Raw genomic sequence first — 16,753 nt, forward strand, 5'->3', positions numbered from 1 at the left:
TTAACTGTCGCCAATCCGGGACATCTTCGGAGAGGGCTGCCAGCACATACGGCGCACTCGAAACGTCTCCAGTGCATGACGAAGCACCGACAGCCTGCGGTCGTCCGTCAAGGATTCGATGCGCTGCTTGCCTCGCTGGATCAGCCGCATTCTCAGGTCGGGGTCGATGATGAGCTCACGAAGTGCATCGGCCATGCTGTCCGGGTTCACAAGATCGATGAGAAGCCCCGCGTCGTCAATCTGGTCTCGCAGGTTCTTCAGGTCGGAATACAGCACGGGCACGCGAAGCTGAAACGCCTCGTAGGGCGGCAGGTTCGTGGGACCGAAATACGTGGGCATCACCAATGCGACCGCCTGACGATAGAGGCAGGTCACTTCGATATCGGACACGAAGCCTGCAAAGCGGATTCGGTCCGCCAGCCTGAGCTCATCGGCCACTGAGCGTACATGAGCCAGGTTGCCGAAGTCGCGCCCAGAGAATATGGCGCCGACCCTGATCCCGAAGCGATCCTCCAGGCTGCGCAATCCCCGCAATAGATAGACATGGTTCTTATGCGGCCAGAACTGGGCGGGATAGTAGACGTAGTCGCAATCCAGGCCATACTTTGCCTTGATGTCGATAAAGCGATCCGGATGATCAAGCTCATGCTCGGACAACTGCGTTCCAATCGCGGGAGAAAAGGGAATCACATGAACTCTTTCCTCATCGACGGCATATCGTCGGATCACGTTATCGCGTCCCGCTTCTGAATCGACTACGACACCGGTCGCTTTCTTCAGCGCAAGTTGATAGATCTGCTCGCGGCGCTCGAACTCGCCGCCACAGCGAACTTCAGGAAAGTCCACTTCATCGCGGTGCGCCAGATCCCAGACCGTAAAGAGATAGCTGAAACGTGCAGTCACGAGAGCCAGATAGGACGGACCCGTGAAGTAGACGAGGTCCGCGCCCATTTCCCGTAAAGACCGGTCGAGCCAATTGAAGTACACGTGCTTTCTGAATAGTTGAGGCGGATTGAGCAGGCGCCACATGACATGGAAACGCGCAAGCAGCTTTTGCCAGCGGTGAACGCGAAGATAGCGAGCATCGATTCCAACCCGATGCAGTTCTTCGATCGCGGACCTGCGCGTCGTGATGAAGGTCACGTTACAGAGTTCGGGCGGCAGGCGCTTGGCCAGAAGCGCAGCGTTCGTCGCTTGCTGAAATCCTCCGCCTACTGAATTGTCCAGTTCGATAAAGACCACCATCCGGATCGGCCGGACATGAAAGCCGATGCCGGTGACATCCGCGCCGCTCGCATGTTCACGAGTTTCAACGCGGCGATGGGCGAATCGGGGAACTGCCAGATCACTTTGATAGGTAGTGCTCGAAGCGGCTCTCTTGAACAACATATCTTGAGTTCCCCGCAGAAGAAAGGACATGTTGCGTTCACAGCGACACGATCAATATCGGATCGTCTATCGTGGGCTGGTCTAACGATAGGCTGCCGTATATCCGCGCGACCCGTTATGACGGATGACGGCAAGACGTTGGCTGACCGATGAGTGAGACCGCGCCCGCCATCGCCGCGGACTCAGCACGCGGATGCCCGGCCAAAAGCTTGATGATTTCCGCCAATGGACCTTGCCGGGCATCCGCGGCGCTACGATGCCTTTCCGGGGCGTTGCACGAGGCTGTCGAAAGGTGTCGACGAACATTGCCGCTCCCGCATGCGTCTTGGCTCACTGGAGAACGTCTTTGAAAACGCTCCACATCATTCCGTCTATCGAGGCAAGGAGTGGCGGTCCGGCGGAGGCAATCAAGAAGCTCGCTGCAGAACTGCGGCTGTTTGGACACACGGTCGATATCGTCTGTCTCGATCCTTCGGCCCATGCCGACACGTCAGATGACGCTGTGTTCGATCGAGTGGTCCGCCTTGGACACCATGCAGGGAAATACTCGTTCAACTTCCGCCTCGTTCGCTGGCTGATCGAGCATGGCAGGCAATACGATGCGATTGTCGTGGATGGCATTTGGCAGTTTCATAGCGCGGCGGCCGTGTTTTCGCTGCGTCCGCGGAAGATTCCATACTTCGTCATGCCGCACGGAATGCTGGATCCATGGTTCAACATAGGCCATCCACTGAAGTTCGCGAAGAAGCTTGTCTATTGGTTATTCGTTAAACGACACGTCCTGAGCAACGCGAAAGGCGTTCTTTTCACTACGGATAGCGAGCGAACCCTGGCGCGCAAAGCATTCCCGCTATATCGCGCCAAGGAAAACACCATGACGATCGGCACCGTGCCGCCACCTTTGATCGAAAAGGCAGAGGTTATAAAGTGGCGCGCGTCGGGGCATTCGAATGACAAGAAGTTGATGTTGTTTCTAGGGCGGCTCCATGAAAAGAAAGGCTGCGACCTGTTGATTCGCGCCTTTCATGATCTGCGAGACGCCGCGAACGACTATCAACTAGTTATTGCGGGGCCTGACAACAACGGCGTCGCGGCGAAGCTGCGTCGTGAAGCCGAGCAACTCGGGCTTGCCAGGAAAATCACCTGGATCGATATGGTGACGGGCGCGGACAAGTGGTCCTTGTTGCGGGCGGCGGACGTCATGGTCTTACCTTCGCATCAGGAGAACTTCGGCGTCGTGGTGGCCGAGGCGCTCGCATGCGGCGTGCCGGTGCTACTGACCGACAAGGTCGGAATCTGGCAGGAAGTCGTGGCGGACCGAGCGGGCCTCGTCGATGTGGATACGCTGCCCGGCATCACTCGGTTGCTCATGCAATGGACGAGCTTGCCGGAGCATGAAAAGGATGCGATGAGATCAGCTGCGAGGCAGTGCTTCGACGACCGCTTTCATGTATCTCGCGCGGCCAGGAAATATATTTCGCTGATGAGTGACGGCCGCGCCTAATGATCGAGGCAAGATACGTGCGTTCGTGCGCGCGACCTTCGCATGCGCTACTTATATGACGAGAAAGGGTGGAGCCGCGACGCGAATCGGTCAACACCTTGCCAGATTCCGTCACTTGACGAGAGACGAATCACAAGGGGCGCTAAGCTTCAGTTACGGACGATGCGCGTTCTGGCCTCTGCTACGCGTTTCAAAGCGCGTCCATGTCGGACATTCTCCAGTCGGGACACATCATGAGGGTATTTTCGGCCGAGCAGGACATTGGGCTTGAAGAAAGCGTCGATATCATCGCTCACGACGGCGTCACACTTGCTCTTATCATCCGTGCTTCCTTCTCGAGAGAAGGCGTGAATTTTTTCACGCCGCGCGAATACTCGCAGCAACTCGCGCATATGGAGCATGCCGCCGGAACGAAGATATGCGCGCATGTGCATAACATCATGGCGCGTGAAGTAAAGCTGACGCAAGAAGTTCTGCTGATCAAAAGAGGACGCGTTCGCGTCGATCTTTATGGTGCGAACCTGCACTATGTGACGAGCCGGACACTTGGGCCCGGAGACGTCATATTGCTGTCCGCGGGCGGTCACGGCTTCGAAATGCTCGAGGACGCGGCCTTCATCGAGGTGAAACAAGGGCCTTACATGGGCGATCACGACAAGGTTCGATTCGAACCGCGGTCGTGAGTTACGGCGTTGAAGAAAGCGGCATCAAGACCCTGAGATTGTTGTTCGCATGTGACTTGGCATAAGAGGAGAAGAAACGATGCCGAATAAGGTCGCGCTTGTTACCGGAATAACCGGTCAGGATGGTTCCTATCTCGCTCAATTCCTGCTCGATAAAGGATATGAGGTGCATGGCGTCAAACGCCGTTCATCGCTCTTCAACACCGACCGTATCGACCATCTTTACGAAGATGATCACGTAGCGCAGCGAAGGTTTCATTTGCATCACGGCGATCTCACCGATTCTTCGAGCATCCTGCGTATCATCCAGCGCGTTCAACCGGACGAGATCTACAATCTCGCCGCGCAAAGTCACGTAGCGGTCTCGTTCGAGGAACCCGAATACACGGCCAACGCGGACGGTCTGGGCGCTCTGCGAATACTGGAAGCGATGCGCATATTGGGTCTCGAGAAACGCGCTCGCTTTTATCAGGCATCGACATCCGAGTTATATGGGCTGGTCCGGGAAATACCCCAGCGGGAAACCACGCCTTTTTATCCGCGAAGCCCGTATGCCGTTGCGAAGCTGTACGCGTACTGGATCACGGTGAACTATCGCGAGGCTTATGGCATCTATGCGTGCAACGGCATTCTGTTCAACCACGAATCGCCGGTTCGTGGAGAGACGTTCGTCACGCGTAAGATCACGCGCGCGATTGCTCGCATCGCAATCGGATCGCAGGACTGCCTGTATCTCGGCAATCTGGGCGCAATGCGCGACTGGGGACACGCACGCGATTATGTTCAGATGCAGTGGCTCATGCTGCAACAGCCCGAGCCGGAGGACTTCGTGATCGCGTCCGGCGTGCAATACAGTGTGAGGGAATTCGTGCAACTTGCTGCCGCGGAGCTCGGTATCGTTCTGCGCTTCGAGGGCAGCGGTGTCGACGAGGTCGCGATCGTGGAGCGGATCACCAGCAAGGAATGCCGTGTCGCGCCAGGGACCGTGATTGTGCGTGTCGATCCTCGCTACTTCAGGCCGACGGAAGTAGAGACCCTGCTGGGCGATCCGTCGAATGCTCACGCGAAACTCGGTTGGGCGCCAACGGTGACTTTTCCAGCGCTCGTCAAGGAAATGGTGCAGTCCGATTATCAGATAGCGAAGCGCGATGCTCTGATCACCCTAGCCGGATACCGTGCGCTGGAACATCACGAATAAGCGCGCACGTGCGAGTGTCGACCGGGCCCGCTGGCTTCGCAGCCAGCGGACCTTTGATCGCAGAGTCGGTTCATTTTCCGGCTAACCTGCAGATCAGCGGTTGCAGACCCCGAGGCAGCTTCGCGAATCCGGCGCGTGTCAAGCGGAAGAAAAGATATTCGCCCAGCACGGACATCATCGTTCGATTGAGCGGCGCTGTGTTCATCGAGGTCTTTGGAAAGACGTCATACTCCGAGGGCTGTCCGAATCCGAGGAACATCGACGTTCGTTCGTTGACTTCCGAAATAAATTCCGTGTTCACGATGATGGGCTCGGACTTCTGTATTTCACTGTCAACCTGGAAGAACACGCTTTTCCTGACGAAGTTCCTGTCGGTTACGGGTCTCGCTCGATGAATGCCGTAGGTGTTGTAAATGACGAGCGATCCGCGCGGCATCTTGAAGCTCTTGACGTCCGACGCGAGGTTATCAGCGATGAACTCATCCGTGTAGTCGCTATACGCCTTTTCTCCGGACCAGAGATGCGAGCCCTCGATGTACTGGAACTCGCCGTCGTCGACATCGGAGACATAGAAGATAAAGATGATTCCGGGAATATGAGCGAAGGCTTTGTCGGTCTTGTTGTCGGTATGCCACTGCATGTGGTGCCCGCCGTACGTTTCGTAGTATCTCAGCGCCTTGAGTCTGAACTTGTCGCCCAGATATCCTTCGCAGACCCTGAAAACAAATGATGAGGTCGCGAAGTCGTAGAAGGTCTTCGACACGGCGAGCAGGTTCGTCAGATAGTATTGCTTCTCCCAGAATACACCGGCGACCTTGTTGACGTTCAGGCCCAGCTTCGTTGCAGTCGAATCCTGTTCTATGCGTTCGATGGCCGCTGGTGCAAGGGCGGAAGGAAACGCAAAGTATCCTTTTTGATTCAGCTCTGCGACTACCTGTTCGGGATTGACAGAAAGGAATTCGCGAGTGAAGAGCGCCTTCTCCGTCTGGCTCCACGATAAGCCAGCTCGAACGGAAATGTCAGGCGACGAGTGCTCGATCGCCTCTTCATTGAGACCTGGTTCTGCGGCGTCGAAAGGCAAGCTTGCCATTTGATTCTCCGGTCGTAAGTCGCGTGTCAAGCCGACACGGCACGCGGTGGATCGTCAACAGGCCATACTAGTCGCGCACAGCTCATTGACCGATGCAAGGCGGATGTCGGCAAGGAATTGGCCGAGACAGGGCGAGGTGTGAGCGCTCTCCCGACACATCGACCCGATTCGGCCAACCTCATGGCATATTCCGTCAACTCCGTCATCGGCCAGACGTGCGCTCCTATGCTTCGTGCACGTGCGAAGGTGGTTCACGGGTCGACATGTGCCGCGAGCAGCCAATTTCCGCAGGATCGCGTCGGGCGTGAAACCACCGGGGAGAGGCATGGACGTGACGAAGATCGAATGCGTGCTTGCGATGCTCGACAGAGCCTGAGCGATGCCACCACCTTTGGCCGCCTCGCGCCGTGCCCTCTTCGCGATGTCCTCGCGTCTGTTCGAAATGTTGCCATTCGGCGTCGGCAGATCGGAAGGACGCGACAGGGATCGGTATCGGCGAGCTGCGCTTACGATCGCGTGCAACGTCTGCAGTTCCGGCCTGGCGTTCATTGTCCTGATTGCATCCGTCTCGTGGACGCTGCCGTATCTGGGCCAACAACGTTTCGGCGTATGGATGACGTTCTCGAGTCTCGCCGCAACGCTCGCCATGCTCGACTTCGGCATAGGCAATGCGCTTCTCAATCTCGTTGCAGGGGCGCGAGCGAATGAAGATGCTCGGCGCATTCGTGAGCTGATCACACATGGGGTATGGCTGCTCGGCACTGTCGGCGCGATTTGCGGAATCTGTTTGTACGCTGCGCTCCACATATTCGACTTGCGCCTCGTCTTCGGCCATAGCGCTGACGCCGCTGATGAAACGCTGGTGGCTGCGACGCTCTTTCTCGTTCTAACCTGCCTGAACATTCCTCTCGGTGGAGTGAAGCGTGTATGTCATGGCCTTCAAAGAGGCTGGGAACAGCATATCGTCAGCTCGATCGGTTATCTGATATCGCTGCCGCTCTTGTATTGGTGTTGTCTGCGTCAAGCATCAATTCCGTGGCTCTTGTTCGTCACCTATGGCATTCAGATCTGCATGTCGTCGTGTCTCGTTGTGCGATTGAATCGACAAGGATTGCTCGGCTTGATTTCGGGTGGGGCGCACTCGACGATGTGGACTGATTCGAAGAAGATCCTCAGCATGGGATCGTTGTTTTTCGGACTGCAGGTCGGCGTCATGTGCGCAAGCGGCTTCGACGCGCTCATCGTCGCAAAGTTATTGGGCGTGACGGAAGTCGCGAAGCTCGCCGTCGCACAGCGTCTGTTCCAGTTCCTTACTGTCGGGATCTCGATGCTGACGGTGCCGCTGTGGGGCCTCTATGCCGATGCGAAGGCGAGGGGCGACACGAATTTCCTGTCGATGACGTTAAAGCTGTCGATGCTCGGCACCGGTGCGATCGCCATCGTGACCAGCGGATCGATATTCGCCGCCTCCTCGTGGCTTCTGAGCAAGTGGGTCGGCAACCACCTTAGTATTCCCGTCGCGCTGCTCTGCGCGGTTGCGGTCATGTCGGTAGTCGATGCGTTCGGCAATGCTTTCGGCATCTTTCTAAACGGCGTCGGCGAGCTGAAATCACAACTGGTCGCGGTGTGTGTGAGTTGTGCGCTCGCCTTGTCGCTCAAATTCTGGCTCGTGTCCACATTCCATGAAGTCGCCTGGGTGGTGTGGTCGACGGTGATCGCAAGCCTGGTGTCTGACTACTGCGTGTACCTGTTCCTGTTCAGAAAGCGCATATTCGCGCATCTGAGCGTGTTCGACGACAAAGGTGCGACTTCCGCATAAGCGAACGACCGGCAGGAAAGCGCAGTAACGTCTTCAACCACGATGCCGTTCGCGCCAATGTCTTGCCACATTCGGTCAAGCAAGCCGGCGCAGCGGCGGGCTGGCTACATTCAAGGCTGTCGGAGCGGGTGGAGTATTGGATCGGCTATACGAGCATTCTTTTCTGACGATTGCCGGAGCGCTACAGATGACTAAGGACTTCGCAGACGACGTTGCCTTGCCACGTGGCGATAGCGCGGAAACGGTCACGGAATCGTATATACGGTTTCTGAAGCGCAACTATAAGGTTATCGTCGGGACGACCGTAATCGTTGGCAGCGTCGCGTGCGAGTACGCGATCCTCGCAACGCCGATCTATCAAACAAGCATATTGCTGCAGGTTCAGGAGCCTCCCGAATCGTCGGGCAGAAGCTCGCTCGAAGATGTGTCGTCACTGTTCGCGGTGAAGCCTCGCGCTGCAGCCGAAGTCCAGAAGATCACGTCGCGCAGTGTGCTGGAATCAGCTATCGCACCGATGCATTTGGACATCTCGCTCACTCCGCGTCGCGATATCTGGACTCGCGCGCAGTCGAAGTTAGGCGCGGCGTGGCGCAGAATCACCGGCGAGGCCGAGGTAGGCGGCGTTCAACCGGGTTCGGCTTCGATTGCAGAAGTGCCCGAAAGCCTGCGCAAGAAGGCACTGGAAGTAGTGTCGGAAGGCAACGGACACTATCGTCTTTTAACCCCCGACGGGGAGACTTTTAAGGGCAACGTATCGACATTGGAAAACTTCGAGACGAAGCGCGGCGCGATCGCGTTGAAGATCGATGCGCTTCCTGGAGGTGCCGGTCAGGTTTTCGATCTTCGGCGGCTATCGCGATCGGCAGTGGTCGAAAAGCTTCAGGAAAGACTGAGCGTCACGGAGCGAGGGAAAGAATCGAATATCGTCAGCGCATCCCTGGAAGGCACCGATCCGGTTTTCATTCGAAACATACTTCATGCAATCGGCACGACCTATGTCGCGAGTGAAGAGGCGAGAAGAAGCGCCGACGCACAGAAATCGATGGAGGCGTTGAGCACGGAACTGCCGATACTGAAGGGTCAGATAGAGAAATCGGAGGACCGGTTCAGCCGGTTCAAGAACGAGACGGGCTCAGTCAATCTTAGCGAGCAAGCGAACGTCGTCATCAGACAGCTGGCCGACGTGCAGGCCAAGATGACGGATCTCCAAGTGCAACGGCAGGAACTTCTGCGAAGGTTCACGAAAGACGACAGCACGGTGCTTGCGGTAGATCGGCAAATCACTACACTGAGCGCGCGTGCCACGCAGCTGGAAGCCGAAGCGCGAATGTTGCCGGAACTCGAGCAACAGGCGCTTCGGCTTTCACGCGATATCAGCGTCAACAATCAACTCTACGCAGGCTTGCTGGCGAACATGCAGCAGTTACGCTTCATCAAGGCCGGCCGGGTGAATGAAGTACGACTGATCGACGACGCCACGCTTCCTGAAGATCCGATAAAGCCACGGCGATTGCTCATTGTTGTGCTCGGAATTGTTGGCGGCGCTTTTCTGGGAATTCTGCTCGCGCTCGCGAGAAAAGCATGGTCGGGCAAAATCGACGGTCCCGATGATATCGAGCGGCGCACGGGTTTGCCTGTGTTTGTGAGTGGCGCGTTCGGAAACATAGCAGGGGCCGCATCGTATCGCCAAGGCATCGACGTTGCTCGCGCAGGCGCGAGTACCACATCCAGAGCGCCGTCGATCGAGAGCCTGCGTCGATTTTCTGCCATCTTCGAGCATAAGATGCTCGAGTCCGGTTCTCGCATTGCGGTTTTTAGCGGGGTCAATGCGTGGACGGGAACATCATTCGTAGCGGAGCAAGTCGCGGCTCAACTTGCTCAGAGCGGCGCGCGCGTGCTCTTGATCGATGCCGACGCGCGCGCGGGACGCTTATCCAAGAGGCGAAACGCCGGATCTGCGCCCGGGCTATCGGATGTTATCTCCGGACGCAGCAAGTTCGACGAGGTCGTTCGAATCGGCTCCGCAGGTGACTTCGACTTATTGCCGAGCGGAGTGCGAACGGACGGAGTACCTTCCAGCCTTTCGAGGGATACACTACGAAAATCGCTGACGTCGGTTGGCGAGCGTTACCAGTTCGTCATCCTTGACGCTGCGCCGGTGCTCAGCGCGGCCGAGACGCTCGTCATGGCGCGGCAGGCGGGTTGTGTGTTCATTGTCGCGCGAGCGAATTTATCGAGAATCGCCGATCTGACAGCTTGCGTCGACGCGTTCGAATCGATCGGCGTTCGGGTAACCGGGGCCGTGCTTAATACCTTGGGCCGCAGAAAACATAACGCGCTGACAGCCGCCCCCGTCGTCGGCGCCGAGTCGTCTTCGACGGCCGGCAACTCGCGCGCTTCGCCGAGCGCCTTCGGCGGCGCTTCACTGACCACGCAACGCGACGCGATTCGCGACGGCATCGCGCCTCGTCCATCGGGACTTCACGAGACATGAACGATCTGCAAATGTGTAGCGTCGGCCGGGCCGCCGCAGCCCGCGGGTGTCATGACGGATCCCGTCGCGCTGTAGCGGTCTTTGCGCTGGCCTCGGTGGTCTCCGTGGCGTCGACTTCGACGCGCGCCGCCGATCTTACCAGCGCCCAATGGACCGCCTTGCAGAAAAACGCACAGTCGATCGTCGATACGGAATCACCGGCATCGGCATTGCCTTTCACGATAAGCACTGCGCTCATAGGAACCGGGCGTCGACCTATTGTATTTGCTCATTACTTCACTCCATTTCCTCTCTCTATCGATAACCTTCCGGCACGTTCCGATTACTATTGCACGGAGTATCTGAATCGCTCCGGTGAAGGAAGCAAATACGCGAGCGTTGGCGGCTATCTGCGCGACCGGCCCTTACCTTTGGCCCGTTACACCACTAACGTCTATAAGCAGCGCGCCCTGGCCGTGGAGATACTGCGCGCGAGGAAGATTGACATAGACGGCTTCGGCGTAGACCTTCTGCAAATCAACAGCGGCTCGCTATGGGACGACGTGATGCGGGTCTATTCCGTTGCACAGCATGTCGCGCCCGACTTCAAGATTCTGGCCGAACCGGATATGGCGGCGCTCGATGGTGTCAGTGTGTCGGATATGGTCGCGGCCATACGTGTCATTGCAGGACAGAAGAACGCGTATCGAATGGCCGACGGAAGCCTTGCAATTGCGCCGTTCTACGCGGAGAACGTCAGCCAGAATTTCTGGTCGGATGTGATTCGCGGAGCTGCGGCTGCAGGCGTGAACGTCACGTTGATTCCCATTCTCCTCGATCCCGCCAAATCCGCCGACTTTCGCACAATCACGAATTCCTTTTCGTTCTGGGGCGTTCGAACGGTGCCGGAATCGACCGATAAAGGCGGTTGGGAAGATCAGGCGCTTACAAATCTCGAATCGTTCGGTGCAGATATCATGACGCCCGTCGCGCCTCAGGATTCACGGCCAAAAGACTCGGTGTTCTGGGAAGCGCAGAATTCCGCACTCTTTCGGGCGCAGTGGTCTCAGGTGACGTCGCGAGATCCAGCCTACGTGCAGCTCGTCACCTGGAACGACTACTCGGAATCGACTCACGTCTCGCCCTCTGTCGGTACGCAGTATGCCTTCTATGATCTCGCGGCTTACTACATCGAATGGGCCAAGACCGGAAATCCGCCGCCGATCGTTCGGGATAGCATTCTCTACTTTCATCGCAGGCAGATCTTTACGCCGGGCCGGTCTTCGACGCCGGAGACCGCGATGGTCGAAGAAGGCGTGGGCTCAGTCGTCAACGACATCGAAATGGTCGCCTTCCTGACCGCGCCCGCTGTCTTGCGGATAACCTCCGGCGGAACGGACCACACGTCGAATGGCGTGGCGGGCTTGAACGTATTCCGTGTTCCGGCGGTCTCCGGCGTACCGAGCTTCGCCATTATCCGCAATGGAGCCACAGTCGCACAGGTAACGTCGACCACATCGATCGTGTCGGTAGGCGCGGCGCAGGACCCGTTATACATCGGCGGAGGATCGGCGCGCTCGCCCGTAAGTCTGGTATGCAGCCAGTAGCGCACTCAACAAACGACATGGCGGCCACATGAAAAGCCCGGCGAACGTGGTTTCATATCTTGCATTGGGTATCTTCTTGTTCGCGGCCGAGTTCTATACCCTGGGGATGAGTCCCGGGCATAGCCCGCTGATGCTCGTGTCTCACGTTCTCTTGCTTGGCGTGGTCCTCTTTCACCTCGGCATGCACTTGTTCGACAGCAAGCCGTCGTTTGCGGACGCATCTGTCGTGGTGTTCGAGATAACTTTCCTGATACTCGCACCGGCTCTTCAGTTGGCGCATGACGCGCAAGTGCTCGTGAATACGATGCCCTTCGACGACACTTCGGCGCTGCATGCGAATCTCATATTTATCGTTTTCATTGTCACTTACCTTGGCGCGCGACATCTTCTTCCGCGCACGATTCAAGCGTCGACGGCCCGCGCTTCGGAACCATTGACGATCCGTTATGCGGCGCTTATTCCGGCCCTGGCGATCTGCGTCGTGGCTGCGATGAGCGCATTCAATTTTGCCAGCCAACTGCAGGCCGGCGATCTGGATGGAATCGACGTCACCCCTTTGGACATGATTCGCGCGAAGGTGCTTTTCTTTCTAATCGTGCCCGTGTTCATTCTTATCGTGTTGCATCGTCCTCGTCGAATCGGACTGGTGTGGATTGCGCTCGCGCTTTTCGCGTTCGTCTTGCTACTCATTTGCCAGAATCCGCTGACGGAAAAGCGAAACGCACTCGGTCCCATCTATCTGACGCTGCTCGCATTGGCGTTTCAGCGCCACCTCAAGAGTCCATCCCGAGTGTTCTGGGCAATCTTTGTTTTGAGCGGACTGTTCTTTCCCTTTTCCGAGCTGTTCACGAACAGCAGAATCGATAAGTGGCCGCTTTCTTGGGCCACGATAGAGAGCTTCTTCGAGGAGCACTTCGCATCCACGACCTATGACGCGTGGGCCAATACGGAAGCCATTGTGGAAATGGTGAGTCGGGAAGGAATCAATGCGGGCAGGCAGCTCGCGGGCTCGCTGTTGTTTTTCGTTCCACACACTGTCTGGCCCGACAAGCCTCTGGCGACCGCGATTCTGGTGGGCGAATATCTGCAGCGAAATTACAGCATGTGGTTTCTAAACCTTTCCGCGCCGTTGCCTGCCGAAGGCTATTTCGATTTTTCGTGGGCGGGCGTCGTAGCTTATGGTTTCTTGCTGGGTCATTTCTCGCGCCGCGCCGACGCGTTGGTCGAATCGCCGATACCGCTTCGGCGAGCGCTGGGATGCTATCTGTCGTTCTACGTTGTGTTCGTACTGCGCGGGTCATTGATGGTCGCGGTCGCTTACGTGGTGCCCGTTCTCGTCACGTTTCAACTCGTGTCCGTGCTCCTCACATCGCGAGAGAACAGACGCGCCGAGCCGCGCACGGCGAGGCCGCTCTATAGCGGTATGGCACGTCGAAAGTAACCTCTCGCCGGTTTAGAGAACGGTGAGTGCTTCAGGCGGGGACGCCGCTCATGTTCTGCTCTTGCCCAATCCAGATCTGACTGTCGGGAAACCAGAACTCTCTGGATTTTGGCGGCGCAGCCAATGTCACTGGCAAGTCAGGATTGAATATTTTTGACCAGGCCGACAGATAGGACGGCATCTTCACAAGATGGCCGCAGTTCGAAAGCAGCAGACTCGATACCAGCGCTTCTCGTCCGATCTCCAGCCCGGGATGACCGCTGAAGTGCACTGGCTTATCGCCGTTGGATAACAGTTTCGCGGGCGCGACATTGATCGGACGCTCGAACGGCCACGCACTGAAGAATTCGATGAAAGCCGGCTCGTCGCTGGAAACAAATATGTTGGTCAATTGCGGGTTGAGCATGAGCGTCTTATCGACAAGCCGGCAGAAATCGACCCACGGAAGCGTCACCGCTTCAAATTTCTTGTCAGTGCCTCTGAAGTGCACGCCCAACGTGGAGGCGCTGATCCCGAGTCTTGCGCAGGTCGATTCGACTTCTTCGCGGATGTGCGCCGCGGGCCGGTAATACGAGCGGAACAGATCGCTCGCGCTTCGCAGACGAAGCGCTGCGTCATACCGTTGCCGGAAACCCAGTTGAACCGGATCGCGCACGGTGGATGTCCGAACGTTATGCGACGTGGCGTGCCCGTTCTCCGGCCGGACGCTTTCGAAGAGCGCCGAAAACCAGTCGATCGTTCCTTTCACATCGCCGTACAGGCCGCCTCGCGCCGAAATTCGCGGAGTCAGGCGGTTCTCTTCACAGTGCATAAGGATGAAGAGAACCATTTGCATGATCGCGAAGAAGCCGCAGTTTTCCCTGATCTCGATCGAAAACACACCGTGATTCTGCCGCTGCCGTGCAAACAACATCGCGCGGCTGGGCGCGGCAAGCGAGTACTTGAATGTTTCACTACGACGGAGTTTCCTCAATTGATCCACCACCATGCGAAACATGTTCGATTCCTGTTGATTATGTTCGCGTGAATACCAGCGTCACGCGTCGACGTACCCGGTGCGCTGTGCGTTCTTCGTGAAGTCGGCATAAGTGGCCGCGATGCCTTCTCTGAGCGAGATCGTGGGCGTCCAGCCCAAAGCGGATAGCCTGGATACATCCAGCAATTTCCTCGGCGTGCCATCCGGTTTCGAGCTATCGAATTCCAGTGAGCCCTGAAAGCCTACGACGTCGCAGACGAGGCGGGCGAGGTCCGCGATTGCTATGTCGCGTCCACATCCGATATTGAACATGCCCTCGGCGTTATGGCTGTCGAGCAACGCGAATACCGCCGACGCCAGATCGTCGACGTGCAGGAATTCCCGTTTCGGCGAGCCCGATCCCCAGACCGAGATCGATTGGAGTCCGTTCAGCTTCGCTTCGTGTGCCTTTCGGATCAGCGCGGCCAGAACGTGCCCGTTCTGCAGATCATAGTTATCGTTCGGACCGTACAAGTTCGTAGGCATCACCGAGATATACCGCATCCCATGCTGGCGGTTATATGCCTCACACAGCTTGAGCCCCGCAATCTTGGCGATTGCATATGCCTCGTTGGTCTGCTCGAAGGCGCTCGTCAGCAGATATTCTTCCTTGATGGGTTGAGGGCAATACTTCGGGTAGATGCACGACGAACCGAAGAAGACCAGCTCGGGCGTGCGCTTCTTGAAGGCCGCGTGGATCACATTCGTTTCGATGACGAGATTCTCATAGAGAAACGAGGCCGGTTGAGTGGAGTTGGCGTGTATGCCGCCGACCTTCGCAGCGGCGAGCAGCACGACATCGATGCGCTCGTGCGCAAAGAAATCGGCCACAGCGCGCTGATCGAGCAAGTCGAGTTCCTGTCTGGAACGGGTAACCAAATGGTGATCGCCGCGACTGGCGAGATGCCGGAGAAGGGCCGAGCCGACCATGCCCTTATGCCCGGCAATAAATATCCGAGAGCCTTTATTCATGTTGGTGCTCAATCGTCCATTGATGTGCGTTGATCGGAACGTGAGGCCCGATGTGCGATTGCCAGATTAGCGAGGCATTCGGTCAATCATCAGCTTGTGGCGGACGTTGGCAAGGTATTGTCGCGACCGGGCTTTCTCGTCATCGATGACGCGGCCGCCATCTATGCGCCACGGACGGCTCATTACCCGCGAGACCCGCCTCAGCCAACGTCATGGCAGATTCGGCCACCCCGCCTGGCGCGGCTTTCCCCAATCCTATGCTGCGTGAACGCATGCAGGCCGTTACGGGATCGATTCGTCCTTGAACGGACCGGCTCAGACGAGCCATCGAGCATCGATCTTGACACCAGGAGAGGGACCTGATGATTCCAGTAAACGAACCCCTGCTCGAGGGAAACGAGAGGACATACCTGAACGAATGCATCGAAAGCGGCTGGATCTCGTCGGACGGCGTATTCGTCGAGCGCTTCGAACGCGCAATGGCTGCATATGTAGGCCGCAAGCATGCGATCGCCGTCGCAAACGGAAGCGCGGCGCTCGACGTCGCCGCCGCTGCACTGAGTTTCGAGCCGGACGATGAAGTCATCATCCCGACGCACACGATCATCTCCTGTGCATCGGCGATCGTTCGAACCGGCGCGCGACTGCGGCTCGTCGATTCGAATGCGGATACATGGAACATGGACGTAGCGAAAATCGAAGCGGCCATCACGAGCCGCACGCGCGCGATCATGGCCGTACATACCTTCGGCTTGCCGGTCGACATGAAGCCGGTGCTGGACCTCGCGAAGAAGTACGGCCTGGCTGTGATCGAAGACGCGGCGCAGGCTATCGGGCTCACCTATGAAGGAAAGCAATGCGGCAGCTTCGGCGATATCTCCTGCTTCAGCTTCTACGCGAACAAGCACATCACGACGGGCGAAGGCGGCATGATTCTCTGCGACGACGATGCACTGGCGGCGCGCGCGAGGAGTTTGCGAAATCTTTGCTTCAAGCCCGAGAGGCGGTTCGTGCATGAGGAGCTAGGCTGGAATTATCGTATGAGCAGTCTTCAGGCTGCGGTCGGGCTTGCGCAGTTCGAGAAGCTCGATGAACGCATAGCGAGAAAGCGCACACTGGGGCGGCGTTACGAAGCGCTTTTGCATGATGTAAGGGGCCTGGAACTTGCTCCTGTTGCGTGTTCCTATGCCGAGAACATCTATTGGGTGTTCGGCGTGGTGCTGGATGATCGCCTGCCCATCGGCGCGGACGAAGCACGCGCAATACTCGCCGATGCGGGCGTTAGCGCGCGGCCATTCTTCTGGCCCATGCACGAGCAGCCTGTATTTCGCAAGCAAGGGTTATTCGAGGGCGAAAGTTATCCGGTCGCCGAGCGCATGAGCCGGCGCGGTTTCTATTTGCCGAGCGGACTTGCACTAACCGAAGCGCAGCAGGATCAAGCGGTGGCCGCGGTCCGGAACATGATGGCCGAGTATGTCTAGAAGCTCCGCAAGCCATGCTCGCGGACATTGCCTGCTTCATATGACCGTCATCAGTCACATCGATGATGGGTCGTAACACCA

The 16,753-nt window shown here is 57.4% G+C and carries 12 protein-coding genes; 8 read left to right on the forward strand and 4 right to left on the reverse strand.

Going from position 1 to position 16,753, the window contains the following annotated elements:
* Window positions 1-1,419: a glycosyltransferase family 4 protein gene (locus tag LDZ23_RS28835; protein WP_235366190.1), complete on the reverse strand. Its 1,419-nt coding sequence runs from the start codon at window positions 1,417-1,419 to the stop codon at window positions 1-3.
* Window positions 1,420-1,735: 316 nt separating this feature from the next.
* Between LDZ23_RS28835 and LDZ23_RS28840 the strand changes: the two genes are divergently transcribed.
* The 3 genes from LDZ23_RS28840 (at window position 1,736) to gmd (ending at window position 4,774) form a co-directional block, all read left to right on the forward strand.
* Window positions 1,736-2,893, forward strand: coding sequence for a glycosyltransferase (locus LDZ23_RS28840; RefSeq protein WP_244808282.1), 1,158 nt, complete (start codon window positions 1,736-1,738; stop codon window positions 2,891-2,893).
* Window positions 2,894-3,096: 203 nt separating this feature from the next.
* Complete coding sequence (locus LDZ23_RS28845; protein ID WP_008346288.1) at window positions 3,097-3,576, forward strand: cupin domain-containing protein; 480 nt, start codon at window positions 3,097-3,099, stop codon at window positions 3,574-3,576.
* A 79-nt stretch (window positions 3,577-3,655) separates the two neighbouring features.
* Window positions 3,656-4,774: a GDP-mannose 4,6-dehydratase gene (gene gmd, locus LDZ23_RS28850; protein WP_008346291.1), complete on the forward strand. Its 1,119-nt coding sequence runs from the start codon at window positions 3,656-3,658 to the stop codon at window positions 4,772-4,774.
* 70 nt (window positions 4,775-4,844) lie between these two features.
* Here the strand turns inward: gmd and LDZ23_RS28855 are convergent, their stop codons facing one another.
* Entirely contained in the window at window positions 4,845-5,864 is a 1,020-nt protein-coding gene (locus tag LDZ23_RS28855) for a phytanoyl-CoA dioxygenase family protein (protein WP_008346293.1), read from the reverse strand.
* A gap of 379 nt (window positions 5,865-6,243) precedes the next feature.
* Here LDZ23_RS28855 and LDZ23_RS28860 point away from each other — a divergent pair, with 379 nt between their 5' ends.
* The 4 genes from LDZ23_RS28860 to LDZ23_RS28875 all read left to right on the forward strand — a co-directional run bounded on the left by LDZ23_RS28860 (window position 6,244) and on the right by LDZ23_RS28875 (window position 13,204).
* Window positions 6,244-7,683, forward strand: a complete 1,440-nt coding sequence (locus LDZ23_RS28860) for a lipopolysaccharide biosynthesis protein (RefSeq protein WP_235366189.1) — start codon at window positions 6,244-6,246, stop codon at window positions 7,681-7,683.
* A 187-nt stretch (window positions 7,684-7,870) separates the two neighbouring features.
* Window positions 7,871-10,177 carry a GNVR domain-containing protein gene (locus LDZ23_RS28865; protein ID WP_008346296.1) on the forward strand — a complete coding sequence of 769 codons (2,307 nt, stop codon included), beginning with the start codon at window positions 7,871-7,873 and terminating at the stop codon, window positions 10,175-10,177.
* Window positions 10,174-11,763: an endo-1,3-alpha-glucanase family glycosylhydrolase gene (locus LDZ23_RS28870; protein ID WP_051996383.1), complete on the forward strand. Its 1,590-nt coding sequence runs from the start codon at window positions 10,174-10,176 to the stop codon at window positions 11,761-11,763. The genes LDZ23_RS28865 and LDZ23_RS28870 overlap by 4 nt, the downstream gene beginning before the upstream one ends.
* Before the next feature lie 28 nt (window positions 11,764-11,791).
* Entirely contained in the window at window positions 11,792-13,204 is a 1,413-nt protein-coding gene (locus LDZ23_RS28875) for a hypothetical protein (RefSeq protein WP_008346299.1), read from the forward strand.
* A gap of 31 nt (window positions 13,205-13,235) precedes the next feature.
* Here LDZ23_RS28875 and LDZ23_RS28880 read toward each other — a convergent pair whose 3' ends face one another.
* Entirely contained in the window at window positions 13,236-14,201 is a 966-nt protein-coding gene (locus LDZ23_RS28880) for an O-fucosyltransferase family protein (protein ID WP_008346301.1), read from the reverse strand.
* A 39-nt stretch (window positions 14,202-14,240) separates the two neighbouring features.
* Window positions 14,241-15,191, reverse strand: coding sequence for a GDP-L-fucose synthase family protein (locus LDZ23_RS28885; protein ID WP_033536020.1), 951 nt, complete (start codon window positions 15,189-15,191; stop codon window positions 14,241-14,243).
* Window positions 15,192-15,553: 362 nt separating this feature from the next.
* Here LDZ23_RS28885 and LDZ23_RS28890 point away from each other — a divergent pair, with 362 nt between their 5' ends.
* On the forward strand, window positions 15,554-16,672 hold the full coding sequence (locus LDZ23_RS28890) for a DegT/DnrJ/EryC1/StrS family aminotransferase (RefSeq protein WP_008346305.1): 1,119 nt from the start codon (window positions 15,554-15,556) through the stop codon (window positions 16,670-16,672).
* The last annotated feature ends 81 nt before the right edge of the window (window positions 16,673-16,753 follow it).

Source organism: Caballeronia zhejiangensis (assembly GCF_022879815.1).
Taxonomy (GTDB): Bacteria; Pseudomonadota; Gammaproteobacteria; order Burkholderiales; family Burkholderiaceae; genus Caballeronia; species Caballeronia zhejiangensis.

What these genes read in the sequence shown, in the direction of transcription:
- LDZ23_RS28885 (WP_033536020.1), bottom strand. Translation starts at nt 15,191, where the DNA reads ATGAATAAAGGCTCTCGGATATTTATTGCCGGGCATAAGGGCATGGTC.
- LDZ23_RS28835 (WP_235366190.1), bottom strand. Translation starts at nt 1,419, where the DNA reads ATGTCCTTTCTTCTGCGGGGAACTCAAGATATGTTGTTCAAGAGAGCC.
- gmd (WP_008346291.1), top strand. Translation starts at nt 3,656, where the DNA reads ATGCCGAATAAGGTCGCGCTTGTTACCGGAATAACCGGTCAGGATGGT.
- LDZ23_RS28855 (WP_008346293.1), bottom strand. Translation starts at nt 5,864, where the DNA reads ATGGCAAGCTTGCCTTTCGACGCCGCAGAACCAGGTCTCAATGAAGAG.
- LDZ23_RS28875 (WP_008346299.1), top strand. Translation starts at nt 11,792, where the DNA reads ATGAAAAGCCCGGCGAACGTGGTTTCATATCTTGCATTGGGTATCTTC.
- LDZ23_RS28890 (WP_008346305.1), top strand. Translation starts at nt 15,554, where the DNA reads ATGATTCCAGTAAACGAACCCCTGCTCGAGGGAAACGAGAGGACATAC.
- LDZ23_RS28845 (WP_008346288.1), top strand. Translation starts at nt 3,097, where the DNA reads ATGTCGGACATTCTCCAGTCGGGACACATCATGAGGGTATTTTCGGCC.
- LDZ23_RS28865 (WP_008346296.1), top strand. Translation starts at nt 7,871, where the DNA reads ATGACTAAGGACTTCGCAGACGACGTTGCCTTGCCACGTGGCGATAGC.
- LDZ23_RS28870 (WP_051996383.1), top strand. Translation starts at nt 10,174, where the DNA reads ATGAACGATCTGCAAATGTGTAGCGTCGGCCGGGCCGCCGCAGCCCGC.
- LDZ23_RS28880 (WP_008346301.1), bottom strand. Translation starts at nt 14,201, where the DNA reads ATGTTTCGCATGGTGGTGGATCAATTGAGGAAACTCCGTCGTAGTGAA.
- LDZ23_RS28860 (WP_235366189.1), top strand. Translation starts at nt 6,244, where the DNA reads ATGCCACCACCTTTGGCCGCCTCGCGCCGTGCCCTCTTCGCGATGTCC.